Origin of the sequence: Paraclostridium sp. (assembly GCF_051656405.1) — a bacterium.
Classification (GTDB): Bacteria; Bacillota; Clostridia; order Peptostreptococcales; family Peptostreptococcaceae; genus Paraclostridium.
On sequence record NZ_JBOGBV010000031.1, the window covers coordinates 24,379 to 41,154 of the forward strand.

Annotated in this window: 19 protein-coding genes; 3 read left to right on the forward strand and 16 right to left on the reverse strand. The window is 28.2% G+C overall.

Going from position 1 to position 16,776, the window contains the following annotated elements:
• Window positions 1–313 precede the first annotated feature (313 nt).
• Window positions 314–772: a metal-dependent transcriptional regulator gene (locus tag ACRDDE_RS04530; RefSeq protein ID WP_438625828.1), complete on the reverse strand. Its 459-nt coding sequence runs from the start codon at window positions 770–772 to the stop codon at window positions 314–316.
• A 164-nt stretch (window positions 773–936) separates the two neighbouring features.
• Between ACRDDE_RS04530 and ACRDDE_RS04535 the strand changes: the two genes are divergently transcribed.
• Together ACRDDE_RS04535 and feoB are read left to right on the forward strand one after the other, a co-directional pair.
• Complete coding sequence (locus tag ACRDDE_RS04535) at window positions 937–1,164, forward strand: FeoA family protein (RefSeq protein ID WP_021429491.1); 228 nt, start codon at window positions 937–939, stop codon at window positions 1,162–1,164.
• Window positions 1,165–1,192: 28 nt separating this feature from the next.
• Window positions 1,193–3,319 (forward strand): ferrous iron transport protein B, encoded by a 2,127-nt coding sequence (gene feoB / locus ACRDDE_RS04540; RefSeq protein WP_438625830.1) that lies wholly within the window; start codon window positions 1,193–1,195, stop codon window positions 3,317–3,319.
• A 42-nt stretch (window positions 3,320–3,361) separates the two neighbouring features.
• Here feoB and ACRDDE_RS04545 read toward each other — a convergent pair whose 3' ends face one another.
• Window positions 3,362–4,207, reverse strand: a complete 846-nt coding sequence (locus ACRDDE_RS04545; RefSeq protein ID WP_438625832.1) for a DegV family protein — start codon at window positions 4,205–4,207, stop codon at window positions 3,362–3,364.
• A gap of 219 nt (window positions 4,208–4,426) precedes the next feature.
• On the opposite strand from ACRDDE_RS04545, the gene ACRDDE_RS04550 reads away from it, so the two are divergent.
• Window positions 4,427–5,347 (forward strand): lysostaphin resistance A-like protein, encoded by a 921-nt coding sequence (locus ACRDDE_RS04550; RefSeq protein ID WP_438625834.1) that lies wholly within the window; start codon window positions 4,427–4,429, stop codon window positions 5,345–5,347.
• A gap of 57 nt (window positions 5,348–5,404) precedes the next feature.
• Here ACRDDE_RS04550 and ACRDDE_RS04555 read toward each other — a convergent pair whose 3' ends face one another.
• From ACRDDE_RS04555 to ACRDDE_RS04620, 14 genes are all read right to left on the reverse strand, one after another.
• Window positions 5,405–6,274, reverse strand: a complete 870-nt coding sequence (locus ACRDDE_RS04555; RefSeq protein ID WP_438625836.1) for an NAD(P)/FAD-dependent oxidoreductase — start codon at window positions 6,272–6,274, stop codon at window positions 5,405–5,407.
• A gap of 99 nt (window positions 6,275–6,373) precedes the next feature.
• Window positions 6,374–6,688 (reverse strand): thioredoxin, encoded by a 315-nt coding sequence (gene trxA, locus ACRDDE_RS04560; protein ID WP_438625838.1) that lies wholly within the window; start codon window positions 6,686–6,688, stop codon window positions 6,374–6,376.
• Between the two features lie 167 nt (window positions 6,689–6,855).
• Window positions 6,856–8,088, reverse strand: coding sequence for a sensor histidine kinase (locus tag ACRDDE_RS04565; RefSeq protein ID WP_438625859.1), 1,233 nt, complete (start codon window positions 8,086–8,088; stop codon window positions 6,856–6,858).
• Window positions 8,078–8,749: a response regulator transcription factor gene (locus ACRDDE_RS04570; protein WP_438625840.1), complete on the reverse strand. Its 672-nt coding sequence runs from the start codon at window positions 8,747–8,749 to the stop codon at window positions 8,078–8,080. The genes ACRDDE_RS04565 and ACRDDE_RS04570 overlap by 11 nt, the downstream gene beginning before the upstream one ends.
• A 115-nt stretch (window positions 8,750–8,864) precedes the next feature.
• A complete protein-coding gene (locus ACRDDE_RS04575; RefSeq protein WP_438625842.1) occupies window positions 8,865–9,161 on the reverse strand; it encodes a hypothetical protein in 297 nt (98 codons plus the stop codon).
• A complete protein-coding gene (locus tag ACRDDE_RS04580) occupies window positions 9,151–9,570 on the reverse strand; it encodes a DUF1284 domain-containing protein (protein ID WP_438625844.1) in 420 nt (139 codons plus the stop codon). The genes ACRDDE_RS04575 and ACRDDE_RS04580 overlap by 11 nt, the downstream gene beginning before the upstream one ends.
• Window positions 9,564–10,106, reverse strand: coding sequence for a biotin transporter BioY (locus tag ACRDDE_RS04585; protein ID WP_438625845.1), 543 nt, complete (start codon window positions 10,104–10,106; stop codon window positions 9,564–9,566). Before ACRDDE_RS04585 ends, ACRDDE_RS04580 begins: the two co-directional genes overlap by 7 nt.
• Window positions 10,107–10,291: 185 nt before the next feature.
• On the reverse strand, window positions 10,292–11,416 hold the full coding sequence (locus ACRDDE_RS04590) for a sodium ion-translocating decarboxylase subunit beta (RefSeq protein WP_438625861.1): 1,125 nt from the start codon (window positions 11,414–11,416) through the stop codon (window positions 10,292–10,294).
• A 35-nt stretch (window positions 11,417–11,451) separates the two neighbouring features.
• A complete protein-coding gene (locus ACRDDE_RS04595; protein WP_438625847.1) occupies window positions 11,452–11,808 on the reverse strand; it encodes a biotin/lipoyl-containing protein in 357 nt (118 codons plus the stop codon).
• Window positions 11,809–11,845: 37 nt separating this feature from the next.
• Window positions 11,846–12,142: an OadG family protein gene (locus ACRDDE_RS04600; protein ID WP_438625849.1), complete on the reverse strand. Its 297-nt coding sequence runs from the start codon at window positions 12,140–12,142 to the stop codon at window positions 11,846–11,848.
• 17 nt (window positions 12,143–12,159) lie between these two features.
• Window positions 12,160–13,560, reverse strand: a complete 1,401-nt coding sequence (locus ACRDDE_RS04605; protein WP_438625851.1) for an oxaloacetate decarboxylase subunit alpha — start codon at window positions 13,558–13,560, stop codon at window positions 12,160–12,162.
• A 234-nt stretch (window positions 13,561–13,794) separates the two neighbouring features.
• A complete protein-coding gene (gene lepB / locus ACRDDE_RS04610; RefSeq protein WP_438625853.1) occupies window positions 13,795–14,328 on the reverse strand; it encodes a signal peptidase I in 534 nt (177 codons plus the stop codon).
• Between the two features lie 152 nt (window positions 14,329–14,480).
• Window positions 14,481–15,320: a YjjW family glycine radical enzyme activase gene (locus tag ACRDDE_RS04615; RefSeq protein ID WP_438625855.1), complete on the reverse strand. Its 840-nt coding sequence runs from the start codon at window positions 15,318–15,320 to the stop codon at window positions 14,481–14,483.
• Window positions 15,320–16,776, reverse strand: a 1,457-nt coding sequence (locus ACRDDE_RS04620; protein WP_438625857.1) for a YjjI family glycine radical enzyme, incomplete at its 5' end; no start/stop codon positions are given. The genes ACRDDE_RS04615 and ACRDDE_RS04620, both read right to left, overlap by 1 nt.

Sequence of the window (16,776 nt, forward strand, 5' to 3'; positions counted from 1 at the left end):
GATATATATGCAGCAACATATAATCCGTACATTAATACTAATAAAACTGCAGTTATTAAAACTATAGTCATATCCTCTCACTTCCTTCTTAACTCTAATTGTAGTTTTTCAATGTGAAATCTATATGATTTTGATATGTTTTTTGAATTAATTATTTTTTGCTAAATTAAAACTACATATTATTCATTTGAATTTTTATAAATATAATTATTATTTACCTTATATATGTTATATCATTAATTAAGATTTTCACAGTTACATTATTGTAATATTTTTCAATTTAATAATTTTCAACTAATATATGTAATATGTTTTACAAATTTTGATATACTTTTAACCTTTCCAATATCTCTTCATTTTCTTTTAAAAAATTAATCAAATTATTTATTCTTACTAAAGTTTCTAAACTTATTGTATGTTCTATTTTTTCCGTTTCTTCATGCAAGTATTCATCCAATCCAATTAATTTTAAAAATTCGTATATAGTATTATGTCTTTCTAAAAATTTTTTCCCCATATCTTCCCCTAAATCACTTAAATTTATCGATCCATAAAGTTCATGTGTTAATAATTTTTTTTGCTGTAACTTTCTTACCATGTTACTTACAGATGATGGTTTTATATTTAAAGCTTTTGATAAATCTTTTATTTTTACATTTTCATTTTCACTTTGTAATCTATAAATCATTTCAATATAGTCTTCTTCATTAGGGCTTAGACTATTATCTTTCATATATTCTTTAAATGTATAAAACTGATTAAGATCCCTCAAACTTTCTCCTCCTAAATCCAATCTCATATCTACTATATTAGATTTTCATGTAATATATTCTAAATTAATGTAACATCCTCATAAAATTTTTCATAATATTTATTGTAAGAAATTTAGCTTAAACTAAAATTTTTTCTTACTTTTATTAAAATGGAGGTATTTTTATGGTAAAACTTACTGATGTAGATATTTGTAGCACCGTTAAGGTAGAAGGACTTTTATCAGAAGGTTACCTAAGAGAGCGAATGTTAGCGCTTGGTTTAACTAATGGTGCTTTAATAGATGTAGTTAGACGTGGTCCTAAAGATAATTTAACTGTATATAATATACGAGGTGCTATGATTGCACTTAGAAAAGAAGAAGGTCAAAAAATTTTAGTTTCATATATATAAACCTTAAATTTAAAGGGGGGATAAAATTATGGGGTTAACTTATAATTCAACTAAGATAAAATCATTAAAAGATATGTTTAATATAGATAAAAAAGATAATCAATATATAATAGCACTTGCTGGAAATCCTAATACCGGAAAAAGCACTGTGTTTAATTATTTAACTGGACTTAAGCAACATACTGGAAATTGGCCGGGAAAAACAGTATGTACAGCTAGAGGGGACTTTAAATATAATTCAAAAGATTTTGCTTTAATTGATTTACCAGGTACTTATTCTTTATTTGCTGCATCCCAAGAAGAAATAGTAGCTCGTGATTTCGCTTGCTTTGGAAATCCAGATGCAGTCATTGTAGTAGCTGATGCTACTTCATTAGAACGTAATTTAAATTTAGCTTTTCAAGTAATGGAACTTACAGATAATGTTATACTTTGTATAAATCTAGTTGATGAAGCAAGAAAAAAAGGTATTTTTATAAATAAAGAAATTATAGAAAATAAACTTGGAATTCCTGTTGTTTTAACATCAGCTAGAAACGGTGAAGGTATGGATAATTTACTTGAAACTTTAGATTCAGTCGTAACTAATTCTTATAACTATAATAATAAGATCATAAAGTATAATGAAAATATAGAGGATTTATTAAAAATTATAGAAAGCGATTTATCTTCAAATATACCTTATATAAAATCTAGATGGCTAGGGCTTAGATTAATTGATGGAGATACTAGTATATATGACTCTATGAATAATTATATAAATGGAGACTACAAAACTGAAATAGATAAAATAAAAGCAAAATTACCAGAAGATATTAATAAAATTTCAATTAGAGATTCTATGAGTATGAATATGTATGAATATGCAAAAGAACTTTATGATAAAAGTGTTATCATACAAAATAAAAGCAAATTCCACAGGGATGAAAAAATCGATAAAATAATTACATCTAAAATACTTGGATTACCGTTAATGCTTTTAATGCTTTGTATAATTCTTTGGATTACTATTGAAGGCGCCAATGTGCCATCAAACCTACTATCTAATTTTTTGTTTAAATTTGAACCTCTTTTATATAACTTTTTATCATCTATTCAATGTCCTTTGTGGTTAAACGAAATGATTAGTTATGGCATGTACAGAACTCTTGCATGGGTTATTTCAGTTATGCTTCCTCCTATGGCAATATTTTTTCCATTATTCACTCTGCTTGAAGATTTTGGATACTTACCTAGAGTGGCCTTCAACCTAGACCATATGTTTAAAAAAGCTTGTTGCCATGGTAAACAATGCTTAACTATGTGTATGGGATTTGGATGTAATGCAGCTGGTGTTATAGGGTGCAGAATCATAGATTCTCCTAGAGAAAGACTAATTGCTATACTTACAAATAATTTTGTACCTTGTAATGGACGTTTCCCAACATTAATAGCTATAGCTACAATTTTTTTCACATGTTTTATCAAAAACTCTTTTGTGAGCAGTACTATTGTTGCCCTTTGTATAGCCCTTTGTATAATATTTGGAATTGTGACTACTTTACTAGTTTCTTATATTTTATCTAAAACACTGTTAAAAGGAGTCCCTTCAACTTTTACATTAGAACTTCCACCTTATAGAACACCAAAAATCGGTAGGGTTATATACACATCTATAATAGATAGAACTATTTTTGTATTGGGTAGAGCTATCGTAGTTGCAATCCCTGCAGGCCTTATTACATGGGTATTTGCAAATATTTATATAGGTGATATGAGTATATTATCCCATGTAGCAAGCTTTTTAGATCCAATCGCAAGCTTAATTGGACTTGATGGGTTTATATTGCTTGCATTCATTTTAGGATTCCCAGCAAATGAAATTGTAATCCCGATACTATTAATGTCTTATTTGGCAACAGGTTCTATGATTGAGTTTGATAGTATAAATGCACTTGGAGAGGTTTTGAAAGATAATGGCTGGACTTATTTAACTGCTATAAATACAATGCTGTTTAGCCTTTTGCATTGGCCTTGTGCAACAACACTATGGACAATAAAAAAGGAAACACAAAGCCTTAAATGGACTACAGTTGGATTTTTAATGCCTACTCTAGTTGCGTTTATAGTATGTTTCTCAACAACTTGTATATTTAATTTGTTTGGCTTAGCTTAATTTATCAAAAAGACTGTTTCAAATTAATTTGAAACAGTCTTTTTATATATCAGAACAAACTATACCTATTATGCCAGGTCCTGTATGTGAGCATATACTTGAACTAACATTTTCAATTATTATCTCACTTACATCGAACTCTTCTTCTATTTTATCTTTAAATGAAGAAAGCTCAAGTTCATTATCTCCATAAGTAAGTATTACTCTTTTGTTACTTAAATCATTACCTATATTTTCTTTTATTATATTTATTATTTTATTTAAAACTTGCTTTTTACCTCTTACTTGCCCTACAGCCTTTACAAGACCTTCTTCTACAGAAAGAATCGGCTTTATATTTAACATATTTCCTATAGTAGCTTTTGCTAAAGACAACCTTCCACCCTTTTGTAAATAATCTAATGTATCTACAGTAAAAAATATGTTTATACTTTTCTTAATTTCTTGCAGATGATTAATTATATTAGATATAGGCTCTCCATTTTCAATCATTTCTGCTGCTGATATAGCAAAGCAAGCACTACCTATAGATAAATTTTTTGTATCAAAAATATATATTTCTCCATCTAAGTCGTTTTTTGCCATAGTCGCACTTTGCAGTGTCCCTGATGCAGATGATGAGCCTCCTATATAAAGTATTTCTTTATCTTGACTTATATATTTTTTAAAAGTATCTAAAAATTGTATATATGTACATTGAGATGTTTTAGGCGTATTTTCACTATTTCTTAACATTTTATAAAACTCTTCTTTGCTTAAATCTACTCCATCAATGTACTCTTTATTGTCAAATATAACAGTTAATGGAACTACATGTATATCATATTTATTTATCAATTCTTTGGGTATATCCGACAAACTGTCACATACCAATTTTATATTACTCATTTAAATCCCTCCAAAACTAGAACTTTATAAGTATAATACTCCCTTGTATTATAGTTTAATATAATAGCAAAGTATTATTACCTGGTATTAATTATAATAGCATATATGTTTTTTTATTTCTACTATAATATTTTTCTAATTTAATAAAGTTTTAAAATTTGTTAAATCAAAGCATATTATAAGTTTATATACAAATATTAACAATAGGAGGTGATAGATTTGTTTTTACCAAAGAACAATCTATTTATTAAAGCAAAAGAAAGTAAATATTTAGCAAATATCATTCTAGGTCCAATCTTAGCACTTTTAATGATAATATTTGGTCAAATTTTAGGAGAATTCTTAATACCTTTTATATATAACCCATTTGCCAAATTAACTTCAATTTTGAATCTAAGTACTAATTTTGCAAACTTATTTTTAGAACATATACTACTAACTTTACCAACTATATTAATGGTATTTTTATGGGTTAAACTTATTGAAAAGCGAAAATTCTCTTCTATAGGTTTTACTAGCAATAATTTCATTATAAAATATCTAAAAGGATTTTGCATAGGCCTTTTGATGATGACTTCAACTGTAGCTTTATTATACTTATTTGGTTCTATTACCGTTGATAATATTCCAAAGCAAGCAATCGGAACTTTTGCCTTATCAAATGTTTTACTTATTATACCGGCTTGGATGATTCAAAGTGCAAATGAAGAAATAGTTGTTAGAGGTTGGCTTATGAATATATTAGGAGCAAGATATACTCCTGTAGTAGGGCTAATAGTATCTTCGGTTTTCTTTGGAGTTGTCCATTTAGCTAATCCAGGTATAACATTTGTTGCTGTACTTAATATAATTTTAGTTGGGTTATTCCTAGGTATGTATGTAATAAAAACAAATGATTTATGGGGTGTATGCGGAATTCACGCAGCTTGGAACTTTTCTCAAGGAAATGTTTTTGGATTCGAGGTCAGTGGAGGTAAAGCTTTAATAGGTTCTATTTTTGATTTTAAATTAAGAGGAAGTGAAATTATATCAGGGGGAGTTTTTGGCCCAGAAGCTGGATTATGTGCAACTATAGTTTTAACCGTTTGTGCAATTATAATCGCAATTAATCTAAAAAATACAAGAACACTAGACAATTAATTTATATAATTCATAAAAAAACCTCCTTTTAAAATAAAAGGAGGTTTTTTTATGTTTTTATTTTAGACTTTCTCTCTTCTTTTTATCCAAATAGCTAACTGCGTTAAGTGCAGCTATTTGACCTTGACCTGCTGATTTTAAATATTGATATGGCTTACCTGCACAATCACCACAAGCGTAGCATCCTGGTATATTAGTTTCCATATTTATGTTAACTTTTATATGCACTCCTTCAGTTTCTATTCCTGGAACTAAAGCCTTTGGAGAAGCACTATCTTTCATAACAAATACACCATCAACATCTAATTCTTGATTTCTAAGCTTCAATTTATTAACTAGATTATCGCCTTGTATCTCAAGTGGAAAATCTTTTATAACATCTATATTTTCATTTAAATTAAGTTCATTTTTATGCATAGGTATAAAATATGTTTTAGCTGCAATTTCACTCAAGAAGTTTGCATCTTCTTCAGCCTCATGATTATAACCTATTACTGCAACATTTTTATCTCTATATAATGGTGCATCACAAGTTGCACAGTATCCTACACCTTTTCCTAAAAATTCTTCTTCACCTTTTATAGGCTTTCCATATTCAACACCTGTTGCTATTATAACAGTGCTAGCTTCAAACATCTCATCTCCAGCCATTAATGTAAAATACTCTCCCATAGCATATACATTATTTATTTTTAACTTAGTAATTTCAATATTCATATCTTCTAAATGTTTTTTAAACTTATCCTTTAAATCATTTCCACTTATATCATAAAATCCTAAATAATTATCTATTGATGGAGCTTTAACTAATTTAGCACTTAAATCATCATTTCCAAATAAAATTACTTTTTTATTTCTTATCGTTCCATTTATCGCTGCAGAGATTCCTGCTGGACCGCTTCCTATTACAGCTATATCATATCTCATTAAATCCACCTTCTTTCAAATTGTTTACCCATTAAATATATGTAATTTAGGGTGCTAATATAACTTAGCACCCTAATAAGTCTAATCATTTAATAAACTTTATAAATGAGCTTCTACTTTAGCTTTTAAACTTTCTTTTGGCATAAATCCAACTAATTTATCAACTACTTTACCATCTTTAAATATCATCATAGTTGGAACTGTTGATATTCCAAATTTTTGAGCTAATTCTAGACTTTCATCTATATCAACCTTTACAAATTTAGCATTATTTAATTCTGCTGAAACACTTTCAAATACTGGAGCTAACATTTTGCAAGGACCACACCATGTTGCAAAAAAGTCTACAACTACAACACCTTGATTATCTTCTACTGCTCCTCTAAAATTCCCTGTATTTATTATTTTAGCCATAATATTTTCCTCCTAATATATCTATATATTTATTTTAATTTTTACTGTTTTATTCTTTATTATATTATATGTTATAAAGAACTTTTATTCTGTAACTTTATCACATTTCTGTAAATTAATTACTCTTATTAAGATATTCTAATTATACCCATACACTGTTTTCTAAATCAATTATTTTTTAGCTTTTTAGGTAAAGTTATATTAAATTCTGTACCCTCATTCAGTTTAGAATAAACTTTTATATTTCCTTTTAAACTCTTTACAATCATATTTGCAATACTAAGACCTATTCCCGATCCATCAATTCCACTTTCTCTCACAGCATCACTTCTAAAAAATCTATCAAAAACTAAATTTATATCTTTTTCATCAATTCCTATTCCACTATCTCTTATAGATATGATACATATATTTTCTTTATTATTTACACTTATATTTATATCGTCACCTTCATTTGTATATTTAAATGCATTATCTATAAAAATTATTAACAACTGTCTTAACTTGCATTTATCACTTACTATAAAATGGTTATTCCCATTAAAACTATAACTAAATTTCTTTCCATGTATATCTGAAATTTCAATGTAGTCATTACTTATATTTTTTATTAATTCATATACATCAAATTCCTCTAGATTAAATTTTGTTATACTTTCTTCTTTCGTTAAATCTAGTAAATCGTTTACCATTTTTTTTAATCTTCGATTTTCTTTCATTGCATCTGCAATAGTTTCAATTTCATCACTTATAGAATTTTCAGGGGTTTTTAATAAACTTTCTAATTTAGATGAAATTATAGTTATAGGTGTTCTCAGTTCATGAGATGCATCTTGTATAAATTTAACTTGATTACTCCATGTTTTTTCAATTGGAATAAGTGCTTTTTTTGTTAAATATAAAGCTATGAAATAAGTCGTTACTATAGCTAAAACTGTTCCTATAAAAAATACAATTAATAGTTTATTTAAAAGTCCCATTTCAGAATCTATATTTCTTATAATTTGAATTGTATATCCATTTACATTAAATTTAAGCTCTCTAAATGTATATGAGCTGTGTTTGTAGGTATTAAATCCTAATCCATTACTGTTATTATATGGTATAGAATCTTTAAAATAACCATTTGGAGTAAAGAATTTCACCTTGCTATCTTTGTATATATATACCATATTTTTAGGATCTAATAATTTAGGAGTAGAATATAGATTATTTACATCCAGTTGCATTCCTATATATTCTAATTCTTCTTTTAAGTGTGTATCTACATTATTATATGTTTGAACCTTAAAATAACTATATATACAAAGTGAAAATATTATTAAAAAGCTACCAACAACAGCTATATTTATTTTTATAAGGTTTTTTCTAGTGCTATATAAAATATCATTATTTATCATCAAACATATACCCCACTCTTCGTTTTGTGATTATGTATTTATGATACCCATATTTACTTAGCTTTTTTCTAAGATTACTTATATATACTTCCACTATATCTATAGTTGAATCACTTTCCATCCCCCAAATCCTATCAAAAATTTGCTCTTTTAACAATATCGTTCCTTTATTTAAAAGTAAATATTCTAGTAAGTTGAATTGTTTATTTGGAATTTCTATATCATTGTCATCTATAGTTACGATTTTTTTATTTAAATCAAGCTTTAGACCTTTAAACTCTAAAGTATTTTTATTATCAATTTTGCCTTTAGTTCTTAACATTGCATATATTCTAGCTACTAATTCTTCCATATAAAATGGTTTAGTTAAATAATCATTAGCACCTAACATAAATGCTTTAACTTTATCATCTAAACTTTCTTTTGCTGTTAAAATCAAAACCAATACATCTTCATTTTCTTTACGTATTTTATCTAATATTTGAATTCCATCCATCCCAGGAAGCATTAAATCTAATACTACAAGATCATAAATATTTTGTTTTATAAGAAAATATGCATCTTCACCATTACCTGTGCACTCAACTTGAAAGTGATTTTCTAATTCTTTTTTAATACTTTTTAATAAACTTAAATTGTCTTCTACAACAAGTATTTTCATAATTTTTCCTCCATAATGTTTATATGTATATTTTATTATAAAGAGTAAATTTTTTCTATATTTAAACATATACAATAAAAGTGTTATCTAAAATATTTTAGATAACACTTTTAATTCAAATCATATATTCCTTAAGATAAACACTTGAAAATTCAATAATTTCCTTATGAATAATATTTAATTCATGAAGTTCTCCATTTTTCAAATTACATACTTTATTAGATATCGCATCTATTAAGCAAAAAAATTTCTCACATTCCATATCATCTAGATTATCTATTTTTTCACTTATATCATTAGGTATATTTAATTCGTCACTTTCTATACCATAAATTGATTCATTTTTTATATCTTCAATCATCGCCATAACAATAGTTATTATTTCATTTGTATTAAATGTACTACTTACCATTTACTAAAAGTTCTCCTTTTGATTTTAATAGTATAAGTTCTTTACAGTTTGTCTTTTTATACCAACTACAGTTTTTGCAAACTTCTTCGATTATCTCTTCACTTATATTATTATATATCAAATTTTCAATTTTTTCATATTTATATATACCTTCTGCTATATTGAAATAATTCATTATATTCTTATCCATTTTAATTACTTCTTTATCTGTAGTACAAAACTTATAATCTATATTATTAGGACATTTATAACATACACTATCTAAGTTAGCTGTAATTTTTATATCTTGATTTTTAGATTTATTTAAACTAAAAATAATATCTGTCATATTATCAGTGAAGTCTTTACTGTAACCTCTTCCTATAAAAGCTTTCATACAAAAAAGATGGTGAGGTCTAATCTCTAACATAAAAATGCCTCTCTTTTAATTCTTCTTTTTACGTTTATTCCAATAGTGGTAGCTAGTGCTACTTTAAGTAAGTCTACTAATATGAAAGGTACTACACACACCATAAATCCTTCCATAAATCCAACTCCAGCTATAAATGAATACCATAATGTTCCTATAGTATAATTTATCATAAGAGATACAATCATAGATATCATTATAGGTAATATAGAATCATATTTATCACTTACATATCCTATTATCAATGCCATTAATGGAAAAGCCATTATAAATCCACCTGTATATCCAAATAATATACCAGCTCCTCCGCTCATTTGTGCAAATACAGGCATTCCTATAGCTCCCAATAATATATATATAACCTGAGTTACAAATCCTTTTTTAGAACCAAGTATTACTCCGCTTATTGTTACTGCAAATACTTGCATAGTAAGTGGCACTGTTGAAAATGGAAGGGGTATGGCAATTTGGGCTAAAATAGCTGTTATACTTGCAAACATGGCACAAATTATTAATTCTTTAGTGTTTAGTTTCATATATCCTCCTTATTAGTTAACTATATAAAATAAATAGTTTACATTTTTATTGTACATATATTAAAAGGTTTTTGTCAACTGTTTAAATTTTTAAGTTAACTAAAAGTATAACTAAAAAGCTATTTCAATATAAGAAGCTCCAAACCTAGAACTCATACCTTATATCAAAATAGCTTTTATTTTTATTATTTAACAAATAGTTGTAATAAAACTCCTGCTGCTACAGCTGACCCTATAACGCCTGCAACATTAGGTCCCATTGCATGCATAAGTAAGAAGTTTGAAGGGTTTTCTTTTTGCCCAACTTTTTGAACAACTCTTGCTGCCATAGGAACTGCTGAAACCCCGGCTGCCCCTATCATTGGATTAACCTTCCCGCCACTTACTTTGTACATTATTTTACCGAATAAAACTCCTGCTGCTGTTCCTACTGCAAATGCTAAAAGTCCCATAGCTGTTATTCCTAACGTTTGTGAAGTTAAAAATGTCTCTGCATTTGCTGTAGCTCCAACAGTTAATCCTAATATTATAGTTATTATGTATAGCATAGGTCCTGTTGCAGTTTCAACTAACTTTGGAACCACTCCACTTTCCTTTATTAAGTTTCCAAACATAAGCATCCCTATAAGAGGTGCTGCTGTTGGCAATAAACCTATAACTAGTATCATTATAACTATTGGAAATATTATTTTTTCTGTCTTTGAAACAGGTCTTAATTGTTCCATTTTTACCATACGTTCTTCTTTAGTAGTCAAAGCTTTTATTATTGGAGGTTGTATAACTGGAACTAGTGCCATATAAGAATATGCTGCAAGAGCTATAGTTCCTAATAGATGTGGCGCTAATTTTCCTGTTAAATATATCGCTGTTGGCCCATCTGCTCCACCAATTATACCTATAGATGCAGATTCAGGACCTGTAAATCCTAATAATATAGCTCCAATAAATGCAAAGAATACACCAAATTGAGCCGCTGCCCCTAGTAATAGTGTTTTAGGGTTTGCAATTATCGGACCAAAATCTGTACTTGCACCTATACATAAAAATATTAGAGGTGGATAAATTCCTAATTTTGTTCCTTGATATAAGTAGTATAAAAGCCCTCCATTTTCTGAATCGGTAGCTGCTTTCATTAAGTCAACTCCTGGCATATTAGCAAGAAGCATACCTATAGATATAGGTATTAAAAGATATGGTTCATACCCCTTTGCTATAGCTAAGTATAAAAATACACATGCTATTAAAATCATTATTATTTGTCTATAATCTACTATTGCAAATCCAGTATTTGCAAAGAAAGTCTGTAACATTTCTAACACAGTAACGCCCCCTATTTTCTATACGATTATCCTATTTGTACTAAGCTATCCCCAAGATTTACATTTTGACCTTTTTCAACATCAACAGAAATAACTGTTCCATCTATTGGAGCTACTATTTCATTTTCCATTTTCATAGCTTCAAGTATAGCTATAACTTGACCTTTCTTTACTTTGTCTCCATTACTAACCATTATATTTACTATAGTTCCTGGCATTGGAGCATCTATAGCTTCTCCTGAACCTGCAACTTGAACTTCCTTCTTAGGTTGTGATGCTTTTTCTTGGATTGTCGGCTGTGGTTTTTCTCCTTTTTTAACTTCTTCAATTTCAACTTCATAAACTTTTCCATTTAATGTTATGTGATATGTTTTAGCGCTCATTTTTATCTCTCCCTTAAAAATTTCATTATTATAGCTATTATTTTATTCTTGTTATTCTCTTTACATGAAGATTAGGATTTATTTTTCCCTCACCTGCCATTATAGATGCTGCAAGTGCAACCACTACTCTATCTTCTTCTTCATCTTCGTCAAAAGCTATTTGCTCTTTTTCTACTTCTTTTTTAATAACTGTTTTTACTTGTGGTTTTGCTTTAAATATATATTTAAACGAAGATAATACAAGAGATATCAATATTAAAGTTAAAAATACTATAGTCATACTAGATATAGTTATATTGATAGCTTCCATTATACTTATTTCATTACCAAACATTAATTATCACCCATTTTCTACATAGTTACTGTTATATAGTGAATTTTATTTTCTTCACTTAACTCTTCTTCTTTTTTTGGATTGTATTTGTTTTCTAAGAAGTTCGGTGCTACTTGTGGGAATAATGCATATGTTAATACATCTTCATCACACTTAGCTAATTTTCCAGCTTCAATCTTTATATTTTCAAATTCTGGTTCTAAAAGATCTGCTGGTCTTATAGTTATAACTTCTTCTTCACCTATTATTGTTTTCTTAATATCTTTATCTATAGGTGCTGGAGCTTTTCCATATTGTCCTTTTACATAATCTTTTATTTCTTTTGGAACTAGTTTATATCTCTCTCCAGTTAATACATTGAATAAAGCTTGAGTTCCTACCATTTGACTCATAGGTGTAACTAATGGAGGGTATCCAAGGTCTGCTCTAACTCTTGGAACTTCTTTTAATACATCTTCGTATTTTTCAGTTGCATTTTGTTGCTTTAACTGAGAAAGTAAATTAGAAAGCATTCCGCCTGGAACCTTATAATTTAAAGTTTGAGGCTCTGTTAATAACACTTTTGGATTTAAAGTACCTTGTTCCATATATTTATCTCTTATAGGTTTAAAGTATTCTGCAACTTCTAGTAAAGCTTCCATATTTAATTCTGGATTTCTTTCCATTTCGCTAAATGTTACAGCTAAGGATTCTGTTGGAGGTTGAGATGTTCCTCCCGAAAATGGAGATATTGCAGTATCTATTATATCTACTCCAGCCTCAACAGCTTTCATATATATCATATCTGCTATCCCACTAGTACAATGCGTATGTAATTCTATTGGCAGGTTACTTATCGATTTCATCTTTTTGACTAACTCATAAGCGTTATACGGAGTTAAAACTCCAGCCATATCTTTTATACATATAGAATCTGCCCCCATAGATTCCATGTCCTTTAAAAGATTTAAATAATACTCGGTTGTATGAACATCACTTGTAGTATAGGAAATTGCACACTGGCAATGCCCCCCGTATTTTTTTATAGCTTTCACAGATGCTTCGATATTTCTAACATCATTTAACGCATCAAATACTCTTATTATATCGATACCGTTTTCCAGCGAAAGTTTAATAAATTTATCAACTAGATCATCTGCATAGTTTCTATATCCAAGAAGATTTTGTCCTCTTAAAAGCATTTGTAGTTTAGTATTTTTTACTCTTTTTCTTATTTCCCTTAATCTTTCCCATGGGTCTTCATTTAGAAAACGTATGCATGCATCAAACGTCGCTCCACCCCAAACTTCCATAGAGTGATATCCTACCTTGTCCATAGTTTCTAATATAGGTAGTATTTCTTCTGTGGTTAACCTTGTAGCAATTAAAGACTGATGCCCATCCCTTAATGCTGTTTCAGTTATTTTTAACTGATTCACTATATACTCACACTCCTAATTTTATAAATATATACCCAATTTAAAATTTTACCTCAATTACATTATATATTGTTTTGTTTAATTTCTAAAGCCTTTTTAACATTTTTTACTATTTTTATTAGTATTTCTTCCATTTCAGACTTTTTTATTAAGCATTTCTTATTATTTTATTTACAAATAAAATATGCGTACTATAATACATATGTATTATAATACGCACTTTAATATTACAAATTATCCAATAGTCCCAACTTCTTTAAATGGAAATAACCTCATGCTTACTTCCCCAACTATTTCATTTTTATTCACAACTCCAACGTCTGAATCCCTACTATCTTTACTTACTAATCTATTATCACCCATAGCAAAATAACTGTCACTTGGTATTTTTATATCTATATCTCCCGCTGTGTAAGTATCTTCTAAATAAGGTTCATCTATTAAATTATCATTTATATAGACTTGACCACTTTTTATTACTAAATGATCATTTGGAAGTCCTATAATTCTTTTCACTAAACTTTTTTTCTCTCCATCGCTATTTTTCAAGTCAGTTTTAAATACTACTATGTCTCCCCTATTTGGATTTCCAGTTTTGTATGCTAACTTATTTATTATCAAGTAATCCTTAGTATTTAAAGTTGGATACATCGATTCTCCACTTACAACTGTAGGTACAATAAAATATGTAACTATAAGCCCCATACATATAGCTAACGTTATAACCTTTGCCCATTCAATAGTTTTTTCTATAACTTTTTCTTTCATATTATCCCCCCATACATTTATTCATGTAATTAGTTTTCTATTTTTATAAATGTATGTCCTTCGCTAATTCCAAGCTTTCGTACTCTATTTTATTGCATAAAAAAAACCTAGATAACAATTTGTTACCTAGGTTTACATATATATTCATTATATTAAATAATAGGGTTTATCATTCTCTCTTTTAATACTTCTTTCGCTTTTTCATGGTATTTCATGTATTTTTCTTTCGGATAATCTCTAAAATTAGAAAGTTCTCCTTTTACTCCGTATTGCCTAAATGGTATTAATTTAAATTTAGCATGCTCATTTAAATTTTTTATATATTTAACCTCATCTATAAATGTATCCCAATCATCATTTATATTTTCGATTAATACAGTTCTTATTTCATATAGTTTTTTAGTCTTAGCACATTTATTTATATTATTAAAAACTATATTATTTTCTATTCCTGTAACCTTAATATGATTATCCCCTTCAAATGCCTTTAGGTCAAACATAAATCCATCTACATGTTCTATAAGCTTCTCAATATCTTTTTCGTTTATATTTCCATTTGTATCAACAAAAACATTTAGATTTGTTTTTTCATGAATAATATCAGCAAATTCTACTATAAAGTCACTGTAAATAGTACATTCTCCTCCAGAAAATGTAATACCATCTATAAGGTTTTTATATTTATTGATATAGTTAAATAGTTCAGTTGTATCGTAATAAGTAATTTTAGGTGAGGCAAATTTCTTGCATACACCTATACATTCATCACAATTTATGCACTTATTTTTATCATATTTTATTTTGCCTTCAAATGTAAGTGCACCTGTCTTGCACACATCTATACACTCTTTACATGAAAAGCAAATATTTTGTGTTTCTGGATTATGACAATATATACACTCCATATTGCAACCTTGCAAAAATATACTTATCCTACATCCAGGCCCATCTATAAAGCTCATATTTATAATTTTATTAACAGGAGCTTTCATTAAACAGTTCTTACCTTTCTTTCTTCTATTCCATTTTTCATACTTAATGCACCTAAAACAACTGAGTCTTCTCTTAAGTTTTTACCTTCATTAAATTTATTTATATCAGTCTTTTTAACTAAGTATCCAGTTATTCTTACAAATTCTGAAGAATCACTGTTTATAGATAATACTCTTATTCCATTTTCAAGAGCTCCTTTTACAACTCTAAGCATCCCATCTATATTATTTTTTGCAGTTTCATCAAATAAATATATATCACTACATCCTGTATCAAAATACTTATGAAGTTTTCCTGATAAATTAATATGATCAAATATATCAGGTTCACATCCATACTTAATTCTAATTGCTGGAGTTGTATCTGTATCCGATTCTAATCCCCCTTGTGCATGAACTCCATGCTTACCTTTTGTTCCTCCACAATATAGCGCATCTTCATTTCTAACTAATTCAGCAAATCGTTTGCATATTTCTTCTGCTACATCATTGGCTCTCTCGTCATGACCCATTTGTTTTCCTGTAAACATTTCTACACATTCAAAAGTTCCATATATAGCTAGCATAGATGTAAACTTATTTAAATCTATTAACCCTTCTTTTGCTAAGAATGAACTTTCAAAGAACTTAACTTCTTCAACTAAATATTTAATTCTAGCATTTGTAAGTTCCGATAATGATTTTACTGCTTTTGGAAGTTGTGCATTCATAAAATCTTCATAATCTTTACTTTCTTCTGCTAATGCTTTTAAATTTAATCTAGTTAACGTATGTGCTCCTCCACCTATTCTAAGCGAGTTATAACAACTAACTACACCATAATCTTCCCCTAAATCATTAGTCATTAATTTATGATTTACAAAATACGGCTTTATATTTTCAAGAGCTGATTCTATACCATACTTTATAAGATCATCTGGAGTTTCTTCGCTACACTTTAAAGTAACATTAGGTATTGCTTTTCTAAGTTCTCTTTCTATTTGTATCACTAGTCTTCCAACTCTGCTATCTTTTGGTCCTATGTTCATATGAACAAATGCATCAGGTAATGTTCTATCTATATTTATAAGTAGCATTTTTATTAAATTATAAGCTTCTTTTTCACTTACAGTATCCATAAATGGTTCTAATACATCGTCTATTTGTCCTACATAAACAGGATACCCAGTTATAGATGGTACATATTTATAAAGTATTAACATTGCATTAACAGCCTCATATAAATCCTTTGGTGGCTGCATATCTAAGTACTCACTACCTTGTTTTATAAACTTTACATAGTCAGGTAATACGTATCTAGGTCTATATGGTCTAGCGCCTTCATTCATATCACATAATATTTTTCTATCTAAATAAGACTTTGTTTCTTCGCTTATTTTTAAAGGCGCTAAAGAATCTTCTGCTAATCTTGCCATATTAGCTCTTTTTTCATGATATTGCATATCCATAGAGTGTA

Bases quoted from the DNA above. Each gene is read 5' to 3' on its own strand.
- ACRDDE_RS04545 (WP_438625832.1), bottom strand. From the start codon at position 4,207: ATGAGTAATATAAAATTGGTATGTGACAGTTTGTCGGATATACCCAAA.
- ACRDDE_RS04565 (WP_438625859.1), bottom strand. From the start codon at position 8,088: ATGATAAATAATGATATTTTATATAGCACTAGAAAAAACCTTATAAAA.
- ACRDDE_RS04600 (WP_438625849.1), bottom strand. From the start codon at position 12,142: ATGTTTGGTAATGAAATAAGTATAATGGAAGCTATCAATATAACTATA.
- feoB (WP_438625830.1), top strand. From the start codon at position 1,193: ATGGGGTTAACTTATAATTCAACTAAGATAAAATCATTAAAAGATATG.
- ACRDDE_RS04570 (WP_438625840.1), bottom strand. From the start codon at position 8,749: ATGAAAATACTTGTTGTAGAAGACAATTTAAGTTTATTAAAAAGTATT.
- ACRDDE_RS04555 (WP_438625836.1), bottom strand. From the start codon at position 6,274: ATGAGATATGATATAGCTGTAATAGGAAGCGGTCCAGCAGGAATCTCT.
- ACRDDE_RS04585 (WP_438625845.1), bottom strand. From the start codon at position 10,106: ATGAAACTAAACACTAAAGAATTAATAATTTGTGCCATGTTTGCAAGT.
- trxA (WP_438625838.1), bottom strand. From the start codon at position 6,688: ATGGCTAAAATAATAAATACAGGGAATTTTAGAGGAGCAGTAGAAGAT.
- ACRDDE_RS04535 (WP_021429491.1), top strand. From the start codon at position 937: ATGGTAAAACTTACTGATGTAGATATTTGTAGCACCGTTAAGGTAGAA.
- ACRDDE_RS04615 (WP_438625855.1), bottom strand. From the start codon at position 15,320: ATGAAAGCTCCTGTTAATAAAATTATAAATATGAGCTTTATAGATGGG.
- ACRDDE_RS04590 (WP_438625861.1), bottom strand. From the start codon at position 11,416: ATGTTACAGACTTTCTTTGCAAATACTGGATTTGCAATAGTAGATTAT.
- ACRDDE_RS04595 (WP_438625847.1), bottom strand. From the start codon at position 11,808: ATGAGCGCTAAAACATATCACATAACATTAAATGGAAAAGTTTATGAA.
- ACRDDE_RS04580 (WP_438625844.1), bottom strand. From the start codon at position 9,570: ATGTTAGAGATTAGACCTCACCATCTTTTTTGTATGAAAGCTTTTATA.
- ACRDDE_RS04575 (WP_438625842.1), bottom strand. From the start codon at position 9,161: ATGGTAAGTAGTACATTTAATACAAATGAAATAATAACTATTGTTATG.
- lepB (WP_438625853.1), bottom strand. From the start codon at position 14,328: ATGAAAGAAAAAGTTATAGAAAAAACTATTGAATGGGCAAAGGTTATA.